The following is a 23353-nucleotide window of genomic DNA, read 5'->3' on the forward strand; positions in this document are numbered from 1 at the left end:
CTTCATCGAGCGGGGAGGGCGACTCCCCGTTGTTGTAAAGGTATCTTTGGCAATTTGACTCGTGACTAAGTCAAATTGCCAAAGGTTCCCTGCGGGGGCAGTACTTTTTGCACTCGTATCGCTGAACCGATAGAACAGAGCGGTCATCTGTTCGGGTATCTCCGTTTAACGGTGAATAATATTACGAAAAGCATAGCATTGCTTAAGGGATCACTATGCAGAATAGCGCAATGAAATCCTGGCTAGACTCATCCTGGCTGGCCGGCGCGAACCAGTCCTACATCGAGCAGTTGTATGAGGATTACCTCACCGATCCTGACTCGGTAGATAGTGTCTGGCGTGAAAGGTTCGCACAATTCCCCGCGGACGCACTACGACCTGATCAATACCATTCCACAACGCGAGAGTACTTTCGGCGGCTGGCCAAAGATGCCACGCGTTACACCACCTCGGTGAGTGACCCTGAGACCAACTCTAAACAGGTTAAGGTACTGCAGCTCATCAATGCTTTTCGTTTCCGCGGTCATCAAAAAGCCAACCTCGATCCATTAGGGTTATGGCAGCAAGAAGATGTGCCCGACCTCGATCCTGCCTTTCACGGCTTAAGTGCCAGCGATTTCAACGAGAGCTTCAATGTTGGGTCTTTTGCCTCAGGCAAAGAGACAATGAAACTTTCCGAAATTTTTGACGCATTGAAGCAGGCCTACTGCGGGTCAATCGGCGCGGAGTACATGCATATCACCAACACTGAAGAGAAACGTTGGATTCAGCAACGTATCGAATCGGTCGCCGGTCAAGCCACCTTTAGTGCAGAAGAGAAGAAAAAATTCTTAAAAGAGCTGACTGCTGCAGAAGGAATGGAAAAGTATCTAGGCGCTAAATTCCCTGGTGCTAAACGCTTCTCCCTTGAAGGTGGGGATGCGCTAATCCCAATGCTTCGTGAGATGATCCGCCATGCCGGTAAACAAGGCACGCAAGAAGTCGTTCTGGGGATGGCACACCGTGGCCGACTTAACGTGCTTATCAACGTTCTGGGTAAAAAAACACAAGATCTCTTCGATGAATTCGCGGGTAAACATCATGAGCACTTGGGTGCAGGTGATGTGAAATACCATATGGGCTTCTCCTCAGATCTGGAAACAGAAGGGGGCTTAGTTCATTTAGCCTTGGCGTTTAACCCTTCTCACTTAGAAATAGTCAGCCCAGTCGTCATGGGGTCTGTGCGGGCACGACTCGACCGCCTTGATGAGCCTTCCGCCATTAATAAGGTTCTGCCAATTACCATTCACGGTGATGCGGCGGTAATCGGCCAAGGCGTGGTACAAGAGACGTTGAATATGTCTCAAGCACGCGGTTATATGGTAGGCGGTACCGTGCGTATCGTGATCAATAACCAAGTTGGTTTCACGACTTCGAATCCGAAAGATGCGCGCTCTACCCCCTATTGTACTGACATCGGTAAGATGATTCAGACGCCTATTTTCCACGTTAATGCCGATGATCCTGAAGCCGTCGCCTTCGTGACGCGTTTAGCCTTGGATTACCGTAATACGTTTAAACGTGACGTCTTTATCGATCTGGTCTGTTATCGCCGTCATGGCCATAACGAAGCGGATGAGCCGAGCGCGACACAGCCAGTAATGTACAAAAAAATTAAGCAACATCCGACACCTCGTAAAATTTATGCGGATAAATTAACGGCTGCGAATGTTGTCAGTGCAGGTGAAGTGACGGAATTGGTCAATCTCTATCGCGATGCGCTGGATGCGGGAGAGTGTGTGGTCGAAGAGTGGCGCCCAATGTCGCTGAACTCCTGTACTTGGTCACCTTATTTAAATCACGAGTGGGATGAAGCCTATCCTGCGACGGTTGATCAGACACGACTCAAACAGATGGCGGTTAACTTAAGTCAAATTCCTGCTGAGATCGAAGCACAGTCACGTGTGAAGAAAATCTACAATGATCGTCATGAAATGGCGGAAGGGAATAAAGCATTCGATTGGGGCGGGGCTGAGAACTTAGCCTATGCTACCTTAGTCGATGAAGGCGTTTCAGTGCGCTTATCGGGTGAAGATTCAGGACGCGGGACCTTCTTCCATCGCCATGCAGTGATCCACAACCAAAGTAATGGCTCGACCTTTACCCCGCTCCACCATGTCCGTAAAGGACAAGGTGTGTTTAAAGTTTGGGATTCTGTGTTATCCGAAGAAGCCGTTCTGGCCTTTGAATATGGTTACGCGACGGCTGAACCGCGCACCTTGACGATTTGGGAAGCGCAGTTCGGTGACTTCGCGAATGGTGCTCAGGTGGTAATTGACCAGTTCATCAGTTCAGGTGAGCAAAAATGGGGTCGGATGTGTGGATTAGTGATGTTACTGCCACATGGTTACGAAGGCCAAGGCCCAGAACACTCCTCTGCGCGTCTTGAGCGTTATCTACAGCTCTGCGCCGATCAAAACATGCAGGTCTGTGTGCCGTCAACGCCCGCACAGGTTTATCACATGTTACGCCGTCAGGCTTTACGCGGTATGCGCCGGCCACTGGTGGTGATGTCTCCTAAATCCCTGTTACGCCACCCGTTAGCGATCTCGACAATGGATGAACTGGCGCAAGGCGAATTTATGCCCGCCATCCCAGAAATCGATGCGCTGGATGCGCAGAAGGTCAAACGCGTAGTGCTCTGTTCCGGTAAGGTCTATTACGACTTATTAGAGCAACGTCGTAAAAACGAGCAAGATAATGTCGCGATTATCCGTATTGAGCAGCTTTACCCGTTCCCACACAAAGCGGTTCAACAGGCGATCAGTGCTTATCGCCACGTGACCGATTTCGTCTGGTGCCAAGAAGAGCCGTTAAACCAAGGTGCTTGGTATTGTTGCCAACATAACTTCCATGATGTTGTCCCTGCAGGGGCTAAATTACGCTACGCTGGCCGGGCGGCTTCCGCTTCTCCAGCTGTGGGATATATGTCTGTTCACCAAAAGCAGCAGCAAGAATTAGTTAATGATGCGCTGAACGTTGATTGATAAAAAGGAAAGACAATGAGTAGCTTAGAAATTTTCGTTCCCGATTTACCGGAATCTGTTGCCGATGCCACGGTTGCAACCTGGCACAAACAGCCTGGTGACAGCGTCCAGCGCGATGAAGTGCTGGTAGAAATTGAAACCGATAAAGTGATCTTAGAAGTGCCTGCGGCGGCCGACGGTATTTTAGAGGCCATTGTTGAAGCAGAAGGCGCGACAGTCGTTTCTCGTCAGTTGCTAGGCCGTCTTAAAGAGGGCAATAGTGCGGGTAAAGAGAGCACGGCTACGCCTGCTCCAGTGTCAACCTCAGACTCTGCAACGGCGACTGAGCAAAGTAGTGACGAGTCCAATGACTTCTTAACACCTGCCATTCGCCGCCTAATCGCAGAACATACCTTAGATGCAACCCAAATCAAAGGGACGGGTGTGGGTGGGCGTATCACTCGTGAAGACGTTGAAAAACACCTTGCTGCGACGAAATCAGCGCCGAAAACCGAGACCGCTACAACGTCTACGTCAGCACCGCTTTCAAACCGTAGCGAGAAACGTGTGCCGATGACGCGTTTACGTAAACGTGTTGCAGAGCGTTTATTAGAAGCTAAAAACAGCACGGCAATGTTGACCACCTTTAACGAGGTCAACATGAAGCCAATCATGCAAATACGTAAGCAATATGGCGAAGCATTCGAGAAACGTCATGGCGTTCGTTTAGGCTTCATGTCTTTCTATATTAAAGCCGTGGTTGAAGCCCTTAAGCGCTACCCAGAAGTGAATGCGTCAATTGATGGCGATGACGTGGTGTACCACAACTATTTCGATGTCAGCATTGCGGTATCGACGCCACGAGGCTTAGTGACGCCAGTACTAAAAGACGTTGATGCGCTTAGCATGGCTGACATTGAGAAGAAAATTAAAGAACTAGCGATCAAAGGGCGTGACGGTAAGTTAACGGTTGAAGAATTGACCGGTGGTAACTTTACCATCACCAATGGGGGGGTATTTGGATCGCTGATGTCGACGCCAATCATCAACCCACCACAAAGCGCGATCTTAGGTATGCACGCTATCAAGGATCGTCCTATGGCGGTGAATGGCCAAGTTGAAATCCTGCCTATGATGTATCTCGCACTTTCTTATGACCACCGTCTAATCGATGGTCGCGAATCAGTGGGCTACCTCGTGGCAATTAAAGATCTACTTGAAGATCCTGCACGTCTGCTGCTGGATGTCTAATTTACAGTGGCGTGTGCTCTGCACGCCTATTTTTTGACCTGAATGGATAATACCCTATGAATTTACATGAATATCAGGCGAAACAGCTCTTTGCACGTTATGGCTTACCTGCGCCGTCTGGTTATGCTTGTACTACGCCTCGTGAAGCTGAAGAAGCAGCATCAAAAATTGGTAGTGGACCTTGGGTAGTAAAATGCCAAGTTCATGCGGGCGGCCGTGGTAAAGCGGGCGGCGTGAAAGTCGTGAAAAGTAAAGAAGAGATCCGCAGCTTTGCTGAAGGCTGGCTGGGCAAGAATTTAGTGACTTACCAAACTGATGCGCAAGGTCAGCCGGTTAATCAAATTCTGGTCGAAGCCGCGACTGATATTGATAAAGAGCTTTATCTGGGAGCCGTGGTTGATCGCAGTACGCGCCGTGTAGTGTTTATGGCCTCTACCGAAGGCGGTGTTGAAATTGAGAAAGTGGCTGAAGAGACACCACACTTGATTCATAAAATGGCACTGGATCCATTGACCGGCCCAATGCCTTACCAAGGCCGTGAACTCGCATTTAAATTAGGGCTGGAAGGTAAGCAAGTTAGCCAATTCGCGAAAATTTTCATGGGCTTAGCCAAGCTATTCTTAGAGCGTGATCTGGCATTAGTTGAAATTAACCCGTTAGTGATCACCACTGAAGGCGACTTAATCTGCCTAGACGGCAAACTAGGTGCTGATAGCAACGCGATGTTCCGTCAACCTGAACTGCGCGAAATGCATGACCCAAGCCAAGAAGATTCTCGTGAAGCGCATGCGGCACAATGGGAACTCAATTACGTTGCCTTAGAAGGTAACATCGGCTGTATGGTAAATGGTGCAGGCCTAGCGATGGGAACCATGGATATCGTTAAACACCATGGTGGACAACCGGCTAACTTCCTTGATGTTGGCGGCGGGGCAACCAAAGAGCGCGTGACTGAAGCCTTTAAAATTATTCTCTCAGACGACGCGGTGAAAGCGGTCCTCGTCAATATCTTCGGTGGGATTGTCCGCTGTGACCTGATTGCTGACGGTATCATTGGCGCAGTTGAAGAGGTTGGGGTGAATGTTCCCGTTGTCGTTCGCCTTGAGGGGAATAATGCTGAATTAGGCGCACAACGTTTAGCAGAAAGTGGTCTCAATATCATCGCAGCGACCAGTTTGACTGACGCTGCCCAGCAAGTTGTTGCTGCGGCGGAGGGTAAATAATGTCTATTTTGATTGATAAGAATACTAAAGTCATTTGCCAAGGCTTCACCGGTGGCCAAGGCACATTCCACTCAGAACAAGCGATCGCTTATGGCACGCAAATGGTCGGTGGGGTCACCCCAGGTAAAGGCGGAACAACGCACCTAGGCCTGCCCGTATTCAATACCGTGCGTGAAGCGGTTGAAGCCACAGGAGCGACAGCCTCTGTGATCTACGTTCCCGCGCCATTCTGTAAAGACAGTATTTTAGAAGCGATTGATGCAGGCATTAAACTGATCATCACCATCACTGAGGGTATCCCTACACTGGATATGCTCACCGTGAAGGTGAAACTGGACCAAGCGGGTGTGCGGATGATCGGTCCCAACTGCCCAGGCGTTATTACGCCTGGCGAATGTAAAATTGGTATTATGCCTGGGCACATTCACCAACCAGGCCGTGTCGGGATTGTTTCACGTTCAGGCACTCTGACTTATGAAGCGGTCAAGCAAACAACCGATATTGGCTATGGCCAATCGACTTGCGTCGGCATCGGTGGCGATCCTATTCCGGGTTCAAGCTTCATCGACATCCTCGAGTTATTCGAGAAAGATCCGCAAACTGAAGCGATCGTCATGATCGGTGAAATTGGGGGGAGTGCGGAAGAAGAAGCGGCTGCTTATATCAAAGCGCATGTCACGAAACCTGTCGTGAGTTATATTGCTGGTGTAACCGCCCCTAAAGGCAAACGCATGGGACACGCTGGTGCCATCATTGCGGGGGGTAAAGGAACGGCTGATGAGAAATTTGCGGCATTGGAAGCTGCTGGTGTTAAAACCGTGCGCAGCCTTGCCGATATCGGTGATGCAGTGAAAGCCGTTCTGCCTGCACGCTAAGTTATCCGTAGCATTAATTAAGCCACTGACGATTCGGTGGCTTTTTTTATTAAAAATTAAAACAATGATAGTGATTAAATCTAACAAAATAATTTTCCGAAAATATACTTATAATAATCTAGATCGAGATCAAATAACCTCCTGTTAGTTTCTAGAAATAATTAATCACTAAGATTACATTATCTTCCACTATCACCGTAATCACCTCACTCCACTGAGATCGTTTAATGAAGTGGAAGACTATCTTTACTGAAAAGATAGCGCTAGGCATCGGCAGATAATAAGCAGCTTAATCATGATACCTCTTATTACTATTAAGCTGGATTATTAACATCATCTCATTAATTTTCATTAAGTATATTGAAGTCATTTCCAGTAATTGGTGAAAAATAGTGTGAAACAAGGAGTAAGAATGTTTGATATCGTCGAACTCTCTCGCTTACAGTTTGCGTTAACCGCAATGTACCATTTCCTCTTTGTCCCGCTAACGCTCGGCATGGCATTCTTATTAGCCATTATGGAAACGGTCTATGTTTTTACCGGTAAGCAAATTTATAAAGATATGACCAAGTTTTGGGGAAAATTGTTTGGGATCAATTTTGCCCTTGGGGTTGCTACCGGGTTAACGATGGAATTCCAATTCGGGACCAACTGGTCTTATTATTCCCATTATGTTGGGGATATTTTTGGCGCGCCTTTAGCCATTGAAGGATTAATGGCCTTCTTTTTAGAATCAACCTTTGTCGGGCTATTTTTCTTTGGCTGGGATCGTTTAAGTAAAGTTCAACATTTAGCGGTGACCTGGTTAGTGGCGTTGGGATCGAACTTATCCGCGCTATGGATACTAGTGGCTAATGGTTGGATGCAAAATCCTGTGGCATCAGAATTTAATTTTGAAACCATGCGTATGGAGATGGTGAGCTTCTCTGAATTAGTCCTTAACCCTGTCGCGCAAGTTAAATTTGTGCACACTGTGGCTTCGGGTTATACCACTGGCGCGATTTTTGTTCTGGCGATCAGTGCTTGGTATTTATTAAAAGGGCGTGATATTGCCTTTGCGAAACGTTCGTTTGCTATTGCAGCGAGCTTTGGTATTGCGGCGATACTTTCTGTCATCGTTCTCGGTGATGAATCCGGTTACGAAATGGGCGATGTGCAAAAGACTAAACTGGCAGCGATAGAGGCGGAGTGGGAAACACAACCTGCGCCAGCCGCCTTTACACTGTTTGGTCTCCCCGACCAACAGGCTGAGAAAAACCATTATGCGGTTCAGGTTCCCTACTTACTCGGATTAATTGCCACCCGATCCACCGATAAGCCCGTCCTAGGATTGAAGGATCTATTGGTTGAACACGAAATTCGTATTCGTAATGGGATGAAAGCCTATGCCTTATTAACCGAGTTACGGAGTGGCAATCAAGATAGGGCGGTGCGTGAAGCTTTTGAGAGTCATAAAAAGGATTTAGGGTACGGATTACTGCTGAAACGTTATACACCTAATGTCAGCGACGCGACCGAAGCACAAATTCAACAAGCGACGAAAGACTCTATTCCAAGTGTTGCCCCGCTGTATTTTTCTTTCCGGATTATGGTGCTTTGCGGCGTGCTGATGTTCTTAGTGATTGCCGCGTCGTTCATTACGGTAGTACGGAATCGTATTGGAAAAAATCGATTTATATTGAAAGCCGCCGTGTGCGCACTCCCTTTGCCTTGGATTGCGGTCGAATCGGGTTGGTTTGTGGCGGAGTACGGACGTCAGCCTTGGGCGATCGGCGAAGTACTCCCGACCGCCGTCGCGCACTCATCCTTATCTGTAGGCGATCTACTTTTCTCGATGGGCTTAATACTAGGGCTCTATACCTTATTCATCATTGCTGAGATGTATTTAATGATTAAGTTCGCGCGTTTAGGACCGTCGAGTTTGAAAACGGGTCGTTACCATCATGAGCAATCTACAGATAACGCTTCAGTGTAAATAATCGAGGACGCATTCATGTTTGATTACGAAGTATTACGCTTTGTGTGGTGGCTGCTCATCGGCATCCTTTTTATCGGCTTTGCGGTGACAGATGGTTTCGATATGGGCGTTGGGATGTTGGGGCGCTTGATTGGTCGTACCGATACAGAGCGCCGTATTATGATTAACAGCATTGCTCCCCACTGGGATGGTAATCAGGTCTGGCTGATTACGGCAGGCGGAGCGCTATTCGCTGCGTGGCCAATGGTTTATGCTGCGGCATTCTCGGGATTTTATGTGGCGATGATGCTGGTGCTGGCCTCACTGTTCTTCCGTCCGATTGGTTTTGACTACCGATCTAAACTGGAAAATCCCAAATGGCGGGGCATGTGGGATTGGGGAATTTTCATTGGTAGCTTTGTACCGCCTCTAGTGATTGGGGTGGCATTTGGCAACCTACTGCAAGGGGTCCCTTTCCACTTTGATAATGATTTGCGCTTATTTTACACCGGCAACTTTTTCCAGTTACTCAATCCGTTTGCATTATTAACGGGAGTGGTCAGTCTCACCATGATCCTGACGCAAGGTGCGACTTATCTTATGATGCGCACCGATTCAGTGCTATTGAAAAGAAGTCAGCGTTGTAGCCAAATCAGTAGCGCAGTGATGTTTGTCTGTTTTGCCTTAGCCGGAGTGTGGTTGGCGAATGGGATAGAGGGGTATCAGTTAGCGTCTACCCTCAATCATGCTGCCGAATCTAATCCGATGGGTAAAGAGGTGGTGACTGGTGTAGGTTTGTGGCTTGAGAATTTCTCCCTCACACCAAGCCTATGGCTTTTTCCAATAGGTGGACTGATTTTTGCCTTAGCAACCTTTCTTTTGGCTTCGTTGCAGCGAGGAGGGTGGGCGTTCTTGAGTTCATCATTGACCATTGCATGCGTCATTATGACAGTGGGTGTGGCAATGTTTCCTTTTATCATGCCATCGAGCACCGTCATCAATAATAGTTTGACAATGTGGGACGCGACCTCAAGTCAGCTCACTCTGACTATTATGACATTCGCAGCAATGATCTTCGTTCCCATTGTTTTGGCCTATACCATCTGGTGCTATTACAAGATGTTTGGTCGGATCACACACCAAGACATTGAAAAGAACACTCACTCACTATATTAAGAGGTAAGACTTATGTGGTATTTCGCTTGGATCTTAGGCACATTACTTGCCTGTTCTTTTGGTGTTATGACAGCCTTAGCGCTAGAAAATAGTGAAAAAGAGAAAACACCTAATTCTTGATCCTGATTGATTAAATTAATTTGTTAGTATTTTGCGTTAACCCTTCTGTTACCCGGCAGAAGGGTTTTTTTATGATGGTTATTAACTCGTTGATAAATAACTGTAATTATTTATTAGGGTTTTAGCTTTGCAACATCAAAACGTAAAGAAAAATAATTATTTTATTAAGCAGACTTTGCCCCATTCCCAAGCTCAATGCTCTTGCGTATAGTAGCGGAGTTTACACCATTATAGGGATGTGGAGTGAGTCAAATGCTGTTTCGTTGGCCAATCAGAGTTTACTATGAAGACACTGATGCCGGAGGCGTGGTTTATCATGCTAGCTATATTGCGTTTTACGAACGTGCGAGAACAGAAATGTTACGTGCTAAAGAGATTAATCAACAATTTCTTCTCGAAAAACAAGTGGGTTTTGTCGTTCGAAGAATGAGTGTCGATTATCGGGCGGCTGCGCGTTTAGACGATATGCTTGAGGTGACGACTGAAATCGTCAAGATGACACGCGCTACCATTACTTTTCTGCAACGTATTTTAGACGCTAAAGGAAAAGTAATTAATGAAGCAGAGGTGTTGATTGCCTGCATTAATTTACACCAGATGAAGCCAATAGCGCTTCCTACGTTTATTGTCGCGGAGTTTACGCAGTGACTGACATGAATATTCTTGATTTGTTCCTTAAGGCTAGCCTTTTGGTCAAATTCATCATGTTGATTTTAATAGCTTTTTCCGTTGTTTCATGGGCTATTATTATTCAACGTACTCGGATTCTCAATGCGGCATCTCGTGAAGTTGTCGAGTTTGAAGAGAAATTTTGGTCTGGTGTTGACCTCTCCAAGTTATACCAAGAAAGCCTGACTCGTCGTGACGAGTTAATGGGTACCGAACAGATTTTCTACTCTGGCTTTAAAGAATTTGCACGCTTGCATAAAATTAATAGCCCAGTTCCTGATGCGGTGGTGGAAGGGGCGACTCGTGCTATGCGTATCTCGACCAATCGTGAGTTGGAAACCTTAGAGGCGCACATTCCTTTCTTAGGCACTGTCGGTTCTATCAGCCCTTATATCGGTCTATTTGGTACTGTTTGGGGTATCATGCATGCCTTCATTTCATTAGGCGCGGTCAAACAAGCGACGTTACAAATGGTTGCGCCAGGTATTGCGGAAGCCCTTATTGCTACCGCTATCGGTCTTTTTGCGGCGATTCCTGCCGTCATGGCTTATAACCGTTTGACTCAGCGCGTGAATAAGCTTGAGCAAGGTTACGACAATTTCGCAGAAGAATTTACTGCCATTTTGCACCGTCAGGCTTATAACAGCGAAATGACTAAGTAATCAGGGGTTGACTCATGGCTAGATTGCGCGGTCGCGGACGTCGTGACTTAAAATCAGAAATTAATATCGTACCGTTATTGGACGTATTACTTGTTCTATTACTGATATTTATGGCTACGGCACCGATTATTACGCAAAGCGTTGAAGTAGACCTGCCCGATGCAACAGACTCTAAAACGGTTTCGAGCGACGATAACCCTCCGGTAATCGTCGAAGTTGCAGGGGTCGGTCAATACAGTATTGTTGTGGATCACAACCGTATGTCACAACTACCTCCTGAACAGGTAGTTAATGAAGCGCAGCGTCAGTTGGCACAAAACCCTAAAACGGTTTTCCTAATTGGTGGGGCGAAGGAAGTACCGTACGACGAAATTATTAAGGCACTGAATCTACTGCATCAAGCAGGAGTAAAATCAGTGGGCTTGATGACACAACCCATTTAATAGCGAATCATATCGGGAATCGTGAGTGTCGAAGTTAACGGAACAAAACGATAAGTTGAAAAGAGCGGTAATCATCTCTATAGCGCTGCACATTGTGTTAATCGCTATACTGATCATTAGCTCAATGAATGAACATATCGAAACAAGCTCTGGTGGCGGTGGCGGCAGTGACATTGACGCCGTGATGGTCGATCCTGGTGCTGTAGTCGAACAATATAACGCATCTAAGCAGAGTCAGCGCGAGTCCAAGCCTGAACAAGCGAAGCAAGCCGCAGCCCAAGCCAAAGCTGAGGCGGCGGAGCAGGCAAAGGAAGCGGCCGAAGAAGCTAAGCAAGCGGCTGCTAAAGCGAAAGCCGAGGCCGCAGAGCAAGCGAAGCAAGACGCTGCGCAAGCCAAAGCCGAGGCGGCAGAACAAGCTAAGCAGGCTGCTGCGCAAGCGAAAGCCGACGCGGCTGAACAAGCGAAGCAAGCGGCTGCCCAAGCGAAAGCTGAAGCGGCTGAACAAGCTAAGCAGGCTGCTGCGCAAGCGAAAGCCGACGCGGCTGAACAAGCTAAGCAAGCGGCTGCCCAAGCAAAAGCCGACGCGGCTGAACAGGCCAAGCAAGCGGCTGCGCAAGCGAAAGCCGAAGCGGCTGAACAAGCCAAGCAAGCTGCTGCGCAAGCAAAAACTGAGGCCGCACAAGAGGCCAAGGCTCAAGCTGCCGCTGAGGCAAAAGCGAAAGCCGCTCAAGAGGCCAAGGCTCAAGCTGCCGCTGAGGCAAAAGCGAAAGCCGCTCAAGAGGCTAAAGCTCAAGCTGCCGCTGAAGCAAAAGCGAAAGCCGCTCAAGAGGCTAAAGCTCAAGCTGCCGCTGAGGTAAAAGCGAAAGCCGCTCAAGAGGCTAAAGCTCAAGCGGCTGCTGAGGCAAAAGCGAAAGCCGCTCAAGAAGCTAAGGCTAAAGCCGCTGCTGAGGCGAAAGCGAAAGCCGCTCAAGAGGCTAAAGCTCAAGCGGCTGCTGAGGCGAAAGCCGATGCTAAAGCGAAGGCCGCCGCAGACGCAAAAGCGAAAGCTGCGAAAAGTGATGCAGCACTTGATGATCTGCTTGGGGGGTTATCGTCCGGAAAAAATGCGCCGAAATCTGCTGAAAGAGGTGGTGCTTCCGGAGAGGGGAATCAGAAAAAATCAGGGGCTTCCGGTGCAGCGATTCAGAGCTATCTTGGTCAAGTACAAAGTGCGATTCAGAGTAAATTTTATGATGCAGATAACTATGCCGGTAAACAATGTTCTGTACACATAAAATTAGCGCCCGATGGATTATTAATCTCTGCAACCTCGGCAGGAGGCGATCTGGCGCTATGCCAAGCGGCACTTACCGCTTCGCGTTTGGCCCATATTCCGAAACCGCCGAGTCAAGAGGTCTGGGCGGCGGTGAAAGAAGCAACTATTACCTTTAAACCGGGTCAATGAGTTTGTTGTAACACGACCTGTGGCGACAGGGAAGGCTGGAGTATCGCATTAGCGATCTTTAGATATTAGGAAACTACTTATCATGAGCCACTACTCAGATATGGGAGATTAAATGAAACAGGCATTACGAATAACGTTGAGCTTTTTTTTGCTAGTGTGGGCGGCTGTCGCGCAAGCAGAAGTACATATTGAAATTACTCAAGGGGTAAATACGGCTCGTCCTATTGGTGTTGTTCCCTTCCAATGGAGTGGCGGTGGTTCAGGCCCTGAAGATATCGGCGGTATCGTCGCGGCAGATTTACGTAATAGCGGTAAGTTTAACCCTCTAGATCGTTCTCGACTCCCACAACAACCGACGAGTGCTCAAGAGGTACAACCTGCAGCATGGTCAGCGTTGGGTATTGATGCAGTAGTTGTAGGACAAGTTAAAGGCAATGCTGATGGAAGTTATCAAATTAGCTATCAACTTGTTGATACTGCGGGCGCACCGGGTACCGTGTTGTCTCAGAACTCGTATAAAGTCACCAAGCAATGGTTACGTTATGCCGCTCACACAGCAAGTGACGAAGTCTTCCAAAAGTTAACCGGCATTAAGGGTGCTTTCCGTACGCGCATCGCTTATGTGGTCCAAACCAATGGTGGCCAATTCCGTTACGAACTGCGCGTGTCAGATTATGACGGTTATAATCAATTTGTGGTACATCGTTCAAGCGAACCATTGATGTCTCCAGCCTGGTCGCCAGATGGTAGCAAAGTCGCGTATGTGACATTTGAAAGTGGTCGTTCGGCTCTAGTGGTACAAACATTATCGAACAGCAGTATTCGTCAAATTGCCTCTTTCCCACGCCACAACGGTGCGCCTTCCTTCTCGCCCGATGGGACTAAATTGGCATTTGCGTTGTCTAAAAGCGGTAGCTTAAATCTTTATGTGATGGATTTAGGATCAGGCCAAATTAGTCAAATTACTAATGGCCGTTATAATAGTACAGAACCGACGTGGTTCCCTGATAGTCAGAACATTGCTTACACGTCTGACCAAGGTGGACTGCCGCAGATTTATAAATTAAATATCAACGGTGGCGCACCACAGCGTATCACTTGGCAAGGTGGTCAAAACCAAGACGCTGATGTGGCAACCGATGGTAAATCAATGGTGATGGTAAGCACTGCAGGTGGTGCGCAACACATCGCTCGACAAGATCTAGAGTCAGGAGCAGTACAAACATTGTCTAGCTCTTATCTGGATGAGACGCCAAGTCTAGCACCTAACGGCACGATGGTGATCTATAGCTCCACACAGGGTTATGGTTCCGTATTGCAGTTGGTTTCGACCGACGGGCGTTTCAAAGCGCGTCTTCCGACGACTGATGGACAGGTAAAATTCCCTGCCTGGTCGCCGTATCTGTGATGCATGTGTAAATATGTATGGCAAACTATAATAGGATTTTCGAAATGCAATTCAATAAAGTGCTGAAAGGTTTACTGCTGGCTCTGCCAGTGTTAGCGGTTGCTGCATGTTCTTCTCATAAGAACAACAATGACCAATCAGGCTCTACCACTGGTGCAGATAGCGCTTACGGTAACGGCATGTCTGGCAACGGCAGCAACGGTAATATGTCTTCAGATGAGCAAGCTCGTCTGCAGATGCAACAGCTGCAACAAAACAACATTGTTTACTTTGGTCTGGACAAGTACGACATCCTGCCTGAGTTTGCACAGATGTTAGATCAACACGCTAACTTCTTACGTAGCAACCCATCTTACAAAGTGACTATCGAAGGTCATGCGGATGAGCGCGGTACGCCAGAATACAACATCGCATTAGGCGAGCGTCGTGCTAACGCAGTTAAAATGTACCTGCAAGGTAAAGGCGTAGGCGAAGACCAAATGTCTATCGTCTCTTACGGTAAAGAGAAACCAGCAGTCTTAGGTCACGACCAAGCTGCATGGTCTAAAAACCGTCGTGCTGTATTGGTATACTAAGAGAAAACTATGATTAGTAACTTCAGACTTCATACATTGGGTCTGTCGTTACTGATTGGCGTAGCGGCCGTTCCGGCCGCTCATGCCCAGGCGTCAATCAGTAGCGCTGGCTCGGGATCTACCGAAGACCGTGTCACCACCCTCGAACGAATCTCTAACGCACAATCTCAACTTCTCCAACAATTGCAACAGCAGTTGAACGATACCCAAAGTGATATTGATACGCTGCGTGGCGAGATCCAACAAAATAGCTATCAACTGAATCAAGTGGTTGAACGGCAAAAACAGCTCTATCAACAAATCGACACCCTAAGTAGTCGTGGGGCGGCTGCCTCTGCTTCCACTTCCGATTCGACGCAGAGCAGTCAACAGGCGGCTTCTAGCGACTCATCTGCTAGCGACTCTGCAGGTCAGGTGGGAACCCAGACGGGCGATGTAAATAAAGATTACAACGCGGCGGTCGACTTGGCGTTGAAACAGAACAAGCCTGACGATGCGATGGCTGCATTACAGGCTTGGGTTAAGAAATATCCAGACTCCACTTACCAGCCAAATGCTAACTATTGGTTAGGGCAGCTCTATTATAATAAGGGGCAGAAAGACGATGCCGCTTACTATTTTGCGACGGTAGTGAAAAAATATCCTAAATCTCCGAAATCGGCAGAAGCCTTGTTGAAGATCGGTACAATCATGAAGGATAAAAATCAGCTGGATAAAGCCAAATCGGTTTGGCAACAGGTGATTCAGCTCTATCCTAATACGCCTTCGGCGAAAGCGGCGCAAAAAGCCTTAGCGGAGTAATGTTAAGATTTTTTCAGCAATTTCTGGCTGAATAGTGTCCGTGTCGCTGTAAAGGTAAGCAACTGATGATTTATTTTGAATTAATGGTTGCGCTGTCTCGGTAAATCAGTAATATATGCCGCCGTTGCCGAGACAAACTTAAACAGTGTTTTAGGCAAGGAAAATTGGGTCGTTAGCTCAGTTGGTAGAGCAGTTGACTTTTAATCAATTGGTCGCAGGTTCGAATCCTGCACGACCCACCACTTAAGTGGGGACTGATTTTCCAGAATGATTTAAGATGGGTCGTTAGCTCAGTTGGTAGAGCAGTTGACTTTTAATCAATTGGTCGCAGGTTCGAATCCTGCACGACCCACCAAATTTAGTAAAAAAGCACCTTCCGGGTTTTTTTTTTCGTTCCAAACGCTCAGTGTTAAATCGTGAAGGATGAGAACCTGCAGCAGGTTCGAGTCGAACGCAGTGAGACAGCGTTGCCACGGGCAACGACCCGTAGGGCGAGCGTAGCGAGTCATCCTGCACGACCCACCAAATTTAGTAAAAAAGCACCTTCCGGTGCTTTTTTTTCGTTCCAACGCTCAGTGTTAAACCGTGAAGGATGAGAACCTGCAGCAGGTTCGAGTCGAACGCAGTGAGACAGCGTTGCCCTTGGCAACGACCCGTAGGGCGAGCGTAGCGAGTTATCCTGCACGACCCACCAAATTCTTACACGAGCCAAGTCTCTTGTAATGACCGCGCCAGTGAATGCTGACGCGGTTTTTTTTTATCTCAAATAAACTCGTTAAGGCTCACTGTGTTCTGCGGGTAAGTTGCCGATGAAGGGGAGTCGAACTTGCAACGGTGAGACGTTTACCCCTAGATCCATCCCCAATAAGTTGAATTCAATCCCTTCTTGTTCGCCAAGATTGATTCCCAATAGCCCTAATATCGACAGTTGTACCCCTTTACCCGAAGGCGGGCGACCGATTGGATGGGTTAAGGGGCGATAATCCTTACCTATCGCATTGGCGGGCATATTCAATTGAAGTGCGGGAACTTGACGGCCGATGTGAGCAATAAAGGTATTGCTGTTCGGGCCAGGCCAAGCATGATAGGTATGCGGGTAGGGGTAACTGCGAACAGCCTCTTCAAGGCGCGGGATCATGGCCTCAGCGGCTTGTCCAGAATGCGCGACCAGGATATGTGGACGGGCCCCATACCAATAGCCATCGGCAAGGGTATAGTCTTTCCTGATCAGATCACTGCTTCGCCAGCCAATAACGTCATAACGCGTATAGTGGGTCTCCCCACGACGTTTGAAGACTAGCCACGTGTGCACGGCAAAGTGCCCGCGCCAGCCATAGGTCTTTGCTGCGAATACCGCGACCAGAGCGCGATCCTTTATCGACCTCGGGTCAGCTAACAGTTGTGCAGAGTCTCGACGTGCTGTGGTCCAGCTGTCTCCCGCGACTGGACGATTAGCCGCCCTGTCGGTGAGGTAGCTGGCGAGTAACGCTAACAGCGCTATGATGACATAGGCGAGTAGGCATCGACGTAGCATAAGAATAATCATGCTCCCTTAATCGGATGTAGGTAAGGTAAAGTGTAGGAAGCCATCACGGAAACACAACTTATCTTGGGGGCGTAGGTAAAATTAAGGAATTAAAAGACAAACCTTCTCACTTCAGGTATGTTGTTTAGTATACTAAACATGAGGTTCCGCGATGAATTTTTTCAGTATCAATACATTGTTAGTGCATATTCCTTTGGGTAAGCAGGGCTACGATCTCTCGTGGATAGAAGCGGTGGGCACCCTGTGTGGATTACTCTGTATCGGGTTGGCAAGCAAAGAGAAAGTCATCAATTATCTCTTCGGTATTATTAATGTTTTATTGTTTGCGGTCATTTTTTATCAGATTCAGCTCTATTCCAGCCTCCTTCTACAAATATTTTTCTTACTGGCCAATGTCTACGGCTGGTATGCTTGGACTAGACAAACGGCTTCACAGCAGGCAGAACTGCAGATTCGTTGGCTGGGCGCGCGGGCGCGGACGGCTTGGTTGGCGGTCTCGATCATCGCTATTCTGGTGATGACATTCTTTATTGATACTATTTTTGGCCAATTTGCTCGACTTACCGTCATTCTTCTCAATCAATTTGGGCTAGAGGCTCAGCTTCCCGTATTGCAACCCGATGCCTATCCCTTCTGGGATGCCTGTATGACGATCTTATCGGTCGTAGCGATGATTTTCATGACACGTAAATGGGTAGAAAACTGGATACTTTGGGTAGTGATCAACCTCATCAGCGTGGCAATCTTTACTCTACAAGGGGTTTATGCCATGTCGATTGAATATATGATCCTCACGCTGATCGCGATTAACGGTGTCCGACTCTGGTCGAGCAAAGCCGCCCAGAATAACGGTCCACACACTTCTTGATCCCCTAAGGGAAAAAGTCGTAATTAGGGTTTGCAGTTTGACAGCGGCACGTTAGAGTATCGCTAGGACAACAGCACACTTATCGTGATGGAATAATAATGAGCTATAAAAACGACGATTTACGGATCACCGACATTAAAGAACTTTTACCGCCAGTGGCATTACTAGAGAAATTTCCTGCAACGGATCGTGCCGCTGAAACAGTGGCGAGAAGCCGTCAAGCTATTCAGCAGGTCTTGCAGCAACAAGACGATAGATTGCTTGTCGTCATTGGCCCTTGCTCGATTCATGATACAACTGCCGCCATGGAGTACGCACAACGTCTATTCGCCTTAAGGGATGAATTAAAAGGTGAGTTAGAAATCGTTATGCGTGTCTACTTTGAAAAACCACGCACGACCGTGGGTTGGAAAGGAATGATCAACGATCCGTATATGGACGGTAGCTTTGATATCAATGAAGGATTACGACTCGGCCGTAAGCTACTTCTGGATATTAATGACCTAGGTATGCCGACCGCGGGTGAGTTTCTCGATATGATCACCCCTCAATACCTGGCCGACTTGATGAGCTGGGGGGCGATTGGTGCCCGTACCACCGAATCACAGGTACACCGTGAATTGGCGTCTGGTCTTTCTTGCCCCGTTGGTTTTAAAAATGGTACCGACGGCACCATCAAAGTGGCGATTGATGCCATCAATGCAGCCTCTGCTGGACACTGCTTCTTATCGGTAACCAAATATGGCCACTCGGCGATCGTGGAGACCGCAGGGAATAAAGATTGCCATATTATTCTTCGAGGCGGCAAAACGCCTAATTACAGCGCGGAAGATGTTGCCGCAGTAAAGGCAGGCCTGATCCAAGCAGGTTTACCGGCGCAGGTGATGATAGATTTTAGTCATGCCAACAGCTCCAAGCAGTATCAAAAGCAGATGGACGTTGCGACGGATGTTGCTGGGCAGATCGCGCAGGGCGATAACGCTATTATGGGCGTAATGATTGAAAGCCACTTAGTAGAGGGTAACCAGAGTTTAGAAAGCGGACAGCCCCTAACCTATGGTCAGAGCGTCACGGATGCTTGTATCGGTTGGCCTGCTACCGAGCAAGTGTTGAAACAATTAGCCGAGGCAGTACGAGCACGTCGTCAAGCCTAAAAAAAGGCCGGATACTCCGGCCTTTTTTATTTATTTATTTCGCTTTACCTTGGTTCGCGACCGCCGCGGCACGGGCAGCCACTTCCTCGGCATCACCTAAATAGTAGCGTTTCAGGGGTTTGAAATTCTCGTCGAACTCATAAACTAATGGCACGCCAGTCGGGATATTCAGTTCTAAGATCTCGTCTTCCGAAAGACCTTCAAGATATTTAACCATTGCACGCAGGGAGTTACCATGTGCGGCGATAATCACTTTCTCACCGCTCTTAATACGCGGCAGGATGGTCTCATTCCAGTAGGGAATAACGCGCTCGATGGTGGTTGCTAAGCTTTCGGTGACTGGCAGCTCTTCAGCGCTCAGTGACGCATAGCGTGGGTCATGGCCCGGGAAACGCTCGTCAGAACGCTCTAATTCTGGTGGTGTGACGGCAAAGCCACGACGCCATTGTTTAACTTGCTCGTCACCGTATTTTTCTGCGGTTTCTGCTTTGTTCAGACCTTGCAGCGCACCGTAGTGACGTTCATTCAGACGCCAGCTTTTTTCAACAGGGAGCCAAGCTTGGTCAAGCTCATCTAACACAGACCAGAGCGTATGAATGGCACGTTTGAGAACAGAGGTGTAAGCGAAGTCAAATGTGAACCCCTCTTGCTTGAGAAGTTTGCCCGCAGCTTGCGCTTCTCCACGTCCTTTTTCAGAAAGGTCAACGTCATACCAACCGGTGAAGCGGTTTTCTTGGTTCCACTGGCTTTCGCCGTGGCGGACCAGTACAAGCTTAGTTACTGCCATCGTAAAGCTCCTTCAATGATTAATCATTCACTGTAAAAATGGTTCTCACCGCGATTACTGCTCGGTCAAGAGACACTACTGCCACTACCATAGCGGAAAAGGGCGCGTCGCGTAAGTCTCTGACCACCTTTGCGGTGGCTTTTTAAGCACTGATAAAGTGATATCCAAAACGAATCTGTCGGATTTCTCCTGCCGGTAACCAACATCCCGCCAGTGGCGTGTCGTTCGCCGCGTCAGGACGATAACCTGGTTCTAACGCAATACCTTGATAGTTTTGGTATTCCCCTTGAGGGGAAGGCGTTCCTGACAGGTAGTTCCCGGTATAGAGCTGTAACGCGGGTTCGCTACTGAACAGATTCATCTGTAACTGGCCATCAGCGGCGCTGAGCGTCGCAACGGGCTGGTCTGCCTCATGAGGATCGACGACGAAAGCGTGATCATAACCGCCTGTTATCTGTTGATAACGGTCCGCTAAAAAGTCTTGGGCGAGCGCTTTAGGCGAGCGAAAATCGAATGCAGTGTCGGCGACAGGTAAACAGTCGCCATCAGGAAGACCGTCAGCATCGACCGGTTGGAAAGATGAGCCGTACAGGGCAAGGTGGTGTGCTCGAATATCGCCTTGTATTCCATCAAGATTGAAATAGGCATGGTTGGTTAACGATAGCGGGGTGAGGGCATCTGAGTGTGCACTAAAACTGAAATCGAGACGATTATCGTCATTCAGCGTTAAGGTTAACTCGATATCGAGATTACCGGGAAACCCTTGGTCGCCCTCGGCAGAATGCAAACGATAGACCAAGGTATTCTCTGTCTGACTAACCTGTTGCCAGCGACGATGACTCAATCCAACTGGCCCACCGTGAAGTTGATGAGGACCTTGATTCGTTGCTAGCTGACAATTGAGGGGGGATAAATAAGCATTACGAATACGATTAGCATATCGTCCCACCGTTGCACCAAGATAAGCGGATTGTTGCAGATAACGCTCAGGTGAGCCACAGCTAAGGAGTGCCTCACGAAAGCGGCCATCCGTTTGTGGAATTTGCGCACTCAGCCAGGTTGCTCCCCAGTCCATAAAGCGTACAACCATTCCTTGTGCATTGCGCAGTTCGGCGAGGTTAAAGGGTTGACCGTCGGGCGCGAGGGCCATTGAGGTTAACATGGGCTAGCTCCTTGTGAAGCGTGACAGAGATAATAAGTTTCCTTGATTCCCGTTGCGGCAAAGTAATGATCGGCCATGGCGGCTTTAACTGCCTCGACTTTGTGTGAGGGTAACAGCGCAACGACACAGCCGCCGAAGCCGCCACCGGTCATACGCGCGCCGCCTTCCTCACCGATCGCTGCTTGCAATAACTCAACTAAACGATCGATCTGTGGAACGGTTATTGCGAAGTCATCGCGCATGGAGTTGTGTGACTCGGCCATCAACTGCCCCATTCGTGTTAAGTCACCTCGATTCAGCGCTTCTGTAGCCTCTAAAGTGCGTTTATTTTCCGTTAAAATATGGCGGACGCGTCTTGCAACGGTAGGGTCCATTTCTGCTTCGCGGGCGTAAAAGGTCTCCAATGCAACCTCACGTAATGATTGCTGGCCGAAAAAGGCGGCCCCTTGCTGACACTGCTCGCGACGCAGATTATATTCACTGCCTACCAGTGTCCGTCGGAAATTGGAATTCACAATCAATACCGCAATGTCGTTTGGCATTGAAACCGATTTTGTTTCAAGCGACTGGCAATCGAGTAACAAGGCATGGTCAGCCTGACCCATTGCCGAAATCATCTGATCCATAATGCCACAATTACAGCCGACGAACTGGTTCTCGGCCGCTTGGCCATTCAACGCAATGTCGACAGGGGTGATGGGCAGTTGCCATAAATGTTTGATAGCGGTACCAATGGCAACCTCTAAGGAAGCAGAGGAACTCAACCCAGCACCTTGTGGTACGTTACCACTGATTACCATATCCATTCCTTGAAACTGGTCATTAATCTGGCGTAAATGTTTGACTACTCCACGCAGATAATTTGCCCACATCGCAGACTGATGAAATTCGATTGGCGCATCCAAAGAGAATTCGTCCAATTGATCGTCGTAATCGGCGGCAATCACTCGTACTTGGTTATCTTGACGTTTGGCACAGCTGATGACGGTTTGGTAATCAATGGCACAAGGCAGCACAAAGCCTTGGTTATAATCGGTATGCTCACCAATAAGATTAACGCGCCCCGGCGCTTGGAAAAAATCGGTTGGCGCATAGCCGAAATACTGCTGAAAACGCTGTTCACAGCGCTGTTTGAGTTCAGTCATCATTGTGGAGTCTCTCGAAAGTGGCGGTCACTCACGGACCGTAGGCGTTCCGCGGCTTGTTCAGGGGTAAGGTCGCGCTGGACTTCTGCTAACATTTCATACCCCACCATAAATTTACGCACGGTCGCGGAGCGCAGGAGTGGTGGGTAAAAATGAGCATGTAACTGCCAGTGCGTACTCTCTTCATCGGTAAAAGGTGCACCATGCCAGCCCATAGAGTAGGGGAAAGAACACTGGAATAGGTTATCGTAGCGACTGGTTAGCTGTTTTAGGGCTAGGGCAAGATCATCGCGCTGTGCCGTAGAGATCTCGGTCAAACGAGCCACTTTGGCTTTAGGTAATAATAGGGTCTCGAATGGCCACACCGCCCACCAAGGAACGACGGCGATCCAATGTTCAGTTTCAACGACCAGCCGCTCTTTTTGCTGCAGCTCTTTCTGAGCATAGTCCCATAAAAGAGGACGCTGATGGCGTTGATAATAGTCACGTTGCTGGCGGTCTTCGGTAGCGATTTGATTAGGAATAAAGCTATTTGCCCACACCTGGCCATGAGGATGAGGGTTTGAGCAACCCATTGCTGCTCCTTTATTTTCGAAAACCTGTACCCATGGGTAAGTGTTTCCCAGCTCTGTCAGCTGCGCTTGCCATACCTGAATGACTTGGCTGATAGCGGAAAGTGGTAATTCTGGCAGCGTTTTACTGTGATCGGGGGAGAAGCAGATAACTCGACTGATCCCACGCGCACTTTCTAATTGGAATAATTCGTCTTCACACTCTTCCGAGGAGGGCGTATCGGGTAATAAAGCCGAGAAATCGTTAGTGAAGACGAAAGGTGCATCGTAATTAGGATTCAACTCGCCATTAATTCGCGTGTTCCCCGGACAAAGGTAGCATTCTGGGTCATGTTGCGGTAACTGTTGAGGACTCACCGTCTCCTCAGCACCTTGCCATGGCCGCTTCGCGCGATGGGGGGAAACTAATACCCACTCACCGGTAAGAGGGTTAAACCGGCGATGGGGATGGTCGAGGGGATCAAAGGTTTGCATAGTCGTCTCGTAATGATTAAGCCGTAATGAATCAAG

At 48.3% G+C, this 23353-nt stretch carries 21 protein-coding genes, 2 tRNA genes and 2 other RNA genes; 20 read left to right on the plus strand and 5 right to left on the minus strand.

Annotated features, from left to right (window positions below; genetic code table 11):
* Positions 1-215 precede the first annotated feature (215 nt).
* From sucA to BMX14_RS06475, 18 genes are all read left to right on the plus strand, one after another.
* On the plus strand, positions 216-3026 hold the full coding sequence (gene sucA, locus BMX14_RS06390) for a 2-oxoglutarate dehydrogenase E1 component (RefSeq protein WP_092674426.1): 2811 nt from the start codon (positions 216-218) through the stop codon (positions 3024-3026).
* A 15-nt stretch (positions 3027-3041) separates the two neighbouring features.
* Complete coding sequence (gene odhB / locus BMX14_RS06395; protein WP_092674429.1) at positions 3042-4256, plus strand: 2-oxoglutarate dehydrogenase complex dihydrolipoyllysine-residue succinyltransferase; 1215 nt, start codon at positions 3042-3044, stop codon at positions 4254-4256.
* Positions 4257-4312: 56 nt separating this feature from the next.
* A complete protein-coding gene (gene sucC, locus BMX14_RS06400; RefSeq protein WP_092674431.1) occupies positions 4313-5479 on the plus strand; it encodes an ADP-forming succinate--CoA ligase subunit beta in 1167 nt (388 codons plus the stop codon).
* Complete coding sequence (gene sucD, locus BMX14_RS06405; RefSeq protein WP_062812403.1) at positions 5479-6354, plus strand: succinate--CoA ligase subunit alpha; 876 nt, start codon at positions 5479-5481, stop codon at positions 6352-6354. The genes sucC and sucD overlap by 1 nt, the downstream gene beginning before the upstream one ends.
* 412 nt (positions 6355-6766) lie before the next feature.
* A complete protein-coding gene (gene cydA / locus BMX14_RS06410) occupies positions 6767-8329 on the plus strand; it encodes a cytochrome ubiquinol oxidase subunit I (protein ID WP_092674433.1) in 1563 nt (520 codons plus the stop codon).
* A gap of 18 nt (positions 8330-8347) precedes the next feature.
* Positions 8348-9487 carry a cytochrome d ubiquinol oxidase subunit II gene (gene cydB / locus BMX14_RS06415; protein ID WP_092674436.1) on the plus strand — a complete coding sequence of 380 codons (1140 nt, stop codon included), beginning with the start codon at positions 8348-8350 and terminating at the stop codon, positions 9485-9487.
* 12 nt (positions 9488-9499) lie between these two features.
* Positions 9500-9607 (plus strand): cytochrome bd-I oxidase subunit CydX, encoded by a 108-nt coding sequence (gene cydX, locus BMX14_RS06420; protein WP_092674438.1) that lies wholly within the window; start codon positions 9500-9502, stop codon positions 9605-9607.
* A gap of 243 nt (positions 9608-9850) precedes the next feature.
* Positions 9851-10255, plus strand: a complete 405-nt coding sequence (ybgC, locus tag BMX14_RS06425) for a tol-pal system-associated acyl-CoA thioesterase (protein ID WP_092674441.1) — start codon at positions 9851-9853, stop codon at positions 10253-10255.
* Positions 10252-10938, plus strand: a complete 687-nt coding sequence (gene tolQ / locus BMX14_RS06430) for a Tol-Pal system protein TolQ (protein WP_092674443.1) — start codon at positions 10252-10254, stop codon at positions 10936-10938. Before ybgC ends, tolQ begins: the two co-directional genes overlap by 4 nt.
* 14 nt (positions 10939-10952) lie before the next feature.
* Positions 10953-11381 (plus strand): colicin uptake protein TolR, encoded by a 429-nt coding sequence (gene tolR, locus BMX14_RS06435; RefSeq protein WP_092674446.1) that lies wholly within the window; start codon positions 10953-10955, stop codon positions 11379-11381.
* Between the two features lie 25 nt (positions 11382-11406).
* Entirely contained in the window at positions 11407-12825 is a 1419-nt protein-coding gene (tolA, locus tag BMX14_RS06440; protein ID WP_092674449.1) for a cell envelope integrity protein TolA, read from the plus strand.
* 112 nt (positions 12826-12937) lie between these two features.
* Positions 12938-14233 (plus strand): Tol-Pal system beta propeller repeat protein TolB, encoded by a 1296-nt coding sequence (tolB, locus tag BMX14_RS06445; RefSeq protein WP_092674451.1) that lies wholly within the window; start codon positions 12938-12940, stop codon positions 14231-14233.
* A 44-nt stretch (positions 14234-14277) separates the two neighbouring features.
* The gene (gene pal, locus BMX14_RS06450; RefSeq protein ID WP_092674454.1) at positions 14278-14808 is read left to right on the plus strand and encodes a peptidoglycan-associated lipoprotein Pal; all 531 of its coding nucleotides are present in this window, start codon (positions 14278-14280) and stop codon (positions 14806-14808) included.
* Positions 14809-14817: 9 nt separating this feature from the next.
* Positions 14818-15609 carry a cell division protein CpoB gene (gene cpoB, locus BMX14_RS06455; RefSeq protein ID WP_092674456.1) on the plus strand — a complete coding sequence of 264 codons (792 nt, stop codon included), beginning with the start codon at positions 14818-14820 and terminating at the stop codon, positions 15607-15609.
* A gap of 166 nt (positions 15610-15775) precedes the next feature.
* A tRNA-Lys gene (locus tag BMX14_RS06460) sits at positions 15776-15851 on the plus strand.
* Between the two features lie 37 nt (positions 15852-15888).
* A tRNA-Lys gene (locus BMX14_RS06465) sits at positions 15889-15964 on the plus strand.
* Between the two features lie 47 nt (positions 15965-16011).
* Positions 16012-16134, plus strand: a non-coding RNA gene (locus BMX14_RS06470) — RtT sRNA.
* A gap of 46 nt (positions 16135-16180) precedes the next feature.
* Positions 16181-16303: non-coding RNA, RtT sRNA (locus BMX14_RS06475), on the plus strand.
* An 81-nt stretch (positions 16304-16384) separates the two neighbouring features.
* Here the strand turns inward: BMX14_RS06475 and BMX14_RS06480 are convergent.
* Complete coding sequence (locus tag BMX14_RS06480) at positions 16385-17149, minus strand: DUF3750 domain-containing protein (protein WP_177173105.1); 765 nt, start codon at positions 17147-17149, stop codon at positions 16385-16387.
* 157 nt (positions 17150-17306) lie between these two features.
* On the opposite strand from BMX14_RS06480, the gene pnuC reads away from it, so the two are divergent.
* Entirely contained in the window at positions 17307-18023 is a 717-nt protein-coding gene (gene pnuC / locus BMX14_RS06485; RefSeq protein ID WP_092674461.1) for a nicotinamide riboside transporter PnuC, read from the plus strand.
* Positions 18024-18121: 98 nt separating this feature from the next.
* The gene (aroG, locus tag BMX14_RS06490; protein WP_092674463.1) at positions 18122-19177 is read left to right on the plus strand and encodes a 3-deoxy-7-phosphoheptulonate synthase AroG; all 1056 of its coding nucleotides are present in this window, start codon (positions 18122-18124) and stop codon (positions 19175-19177) included.
* Positions 19178-19211: 34 nt separating this feature from the next.
* On the opposite strand, the gene gpmA is transcribed toward aroG, so the two are convergent.
* The 4 genes from gpmA to BMX14_RS06510 all read right to left on the minus strand — a co-directional run bounded on the left by gpmA (position 19212) and on the right by BMX14_RS06510 (position 23317).
* Positions 19212-19964 carry a 2,3-diphosphoglycerate-dependent phosphoglycerate mutase gene (gene gpmA / locus BMX14_RS06495; RefSeq protein ID WP_092674466.1) on the minus strand — a complete coding sequence of 251 codons (753 nt, stop codon included), beginning with the start codon at positions 19962-19964 and terminating at the stop codon, positions 19212-19214.
* Positions 19965-20106: 142 nt separating this feature from the next.
* A complete protein-coding gene (locus tag BMX14_RS06500) occupies positions 20107-21126 on the minus strand; it encodes a galactose-1-epimerase (protein ID WP_092674468.1) in 1020 nt (339 codons plus the stop codon).
* The gene (galK, locus tag BMX14_RS06505; protein ID WP_092674785.1) at positions 21120-22271 is read right to left on the minus strand and encodes a galactokinase; all 1152 of its coding nucleotides are present in this window, start codon (positions 22269-22271) and stop codon (positions 21120-21122) included. The genes BMX14_RS06500 and galK overlap by 7 nt, the downstream gene beginning before the upstream one ends.
* Positions 22271-23317 carry a UDP-glucose--hexose-1-phosphate uridylyltransferase gene (locus BMX14_RS06510; RefSeq protein WP_092674470.1) on the minus strand — a complete coding sequence of 349 codons (1047 nt, stop codon included), beginning with the start codon at positions 23315-23317 and terminating at the stop codon, positions 22271-22273. The genes galK and BMX14_RS06510 overlap by 1 nt, the downstream gene beginning before the upstream one ends.
* Between the last annotated feature and the right edge of the window lie 36 nt (positions 23318-23353).

Source organism: Rosenbergiella nectarea (genome assembly GCF_900111105.1).
GTDB classification, from domain to species: Bacteria; Pseudomonadota; Gammaproteobacteria; order Enterobacterales; family Enterobacteriaceae; genus Rosenbergiella; species Rosenbergiella nectarea.

What these genes read in the sequence shown, in the direction of transcription:
- gpmA (WP_092674466.1), bottom strand. Translation starts at nt 19,964, where the DNA reads ATGGCAGTAACTAAGCTTGTACTGGTCCGCCACGGCGAAAGCCAGTGG.
- cydB (WP_092674436.1), top strand. Translation starts at nt 8,348, where the DNA reads ATGTTTGATTACGAAGTATTACGCTTTGTGTGGTGGCTGCTCATCGGC.
- BMX14_RS06510 (WP_092674470.1), bottom strand. Translation starts at nt 23,317, where the DNA reads ATGCAAACCTTTGATCCCCTCGACCATCCCCATCGCCGGTTTAACCCT.
- aroG (WP_092674463.1), top strand. Translation starts at nt 18,122, where the DNA reads ATGAGCTATAAAAACGACGATTTACGGATCACCGACATTAAAGAACTT.
- sucC (WP_092674431.1), top strand. Translation starts at nt 4,313, where the DNA reads ATGAATTTACATGAATATCAGGCGAAACAGCTCTTTGCACGTTATGGC.
- pnuC (WP_092674461.1), top strand. Translation starts at nt 17,307, where the DNA reads ATGAATTTTTTCAGTATCAATACATTGTTAGTGCATATTCCTTTGGGT.
- BMX14_RS06500 (WP_092674468.1), bottom strand. Translation starts at nt 21,126, where the DNA reads ATGTTAACCTCAATGGCCCTCGCGCCCGACGGTCAACCCTTTAACCTC.
- cydX (WP_092674438.1), top strand. Translation starts at nt 9,500, where the DNA reads ATGTGGTATTTCGCTTGGATCTTAGGCACATTACTTGCCTGTTCTTTT.
- sucD (WP_062812403.1), top strand. Translation starts at nt 5,479, where the DNA reads ATGTCTATTTTGATTGATAAGAATACTAAAGTCATTTGCCAAGGCTTC.
- odhB (WP_092674429.1), top strand. Translation starts at nt 3,042, where the DNA reads ATGAGTAGCTTAGAAATTTTCGTTCCCGATTTACCGGAATCTGTTGCC.
- tolR (WP_092674446.1), top strand. Translation starts at nt 10,953, where the DNA reads ATGGCTAGATTGCGCGGTCGCGGACGTCGTGACTTAAAATCAGAAATT.
- sucA (WP_092674426.1), top strand. Translation starts at nt 216, where the DNA reads ATGCAGAATAGCGCAATGAAATCCTGGCTAGACTCATCCTGGCTGGCC.
- galK (WP_092674785.1), bottom strand. Translation starts at nt 22,271, where the DNA reads ATGACTGAACTCAAACAGCGCTGTGAACAGCGTTTTCAGCAGTATTTC.
- cpoB (WP_092674456.1), top strand. Translation starts at nt 14,818, where the DNA reads ATGATTAGTAACTTCAGACTTCATACATTGGGTCTGTCGTTACTGATT.
- tolB (WP_092674451.1), top strand. Translation starts at nt 12,938, where the DNA reads ATGAAACAGGCATTACGAATAACGTTGAGCTTTTTTTTGCTAGTGTGG.
- pal (WP_092674454.1), top strand. Translation starts at nt 14,278, where the DNA reads ATGCAATTCAATAAAGTGCTGAAAGGTTTACTGCTGGCTCTGCCAGTG.
- cydA (WP_092674433.1), top strand. Translation starts at nt 6,767, where the DNA reads ATGTTTGATATCGTCGAACTCTCTCGCTTACAGTTTGCGTTAACCGCA.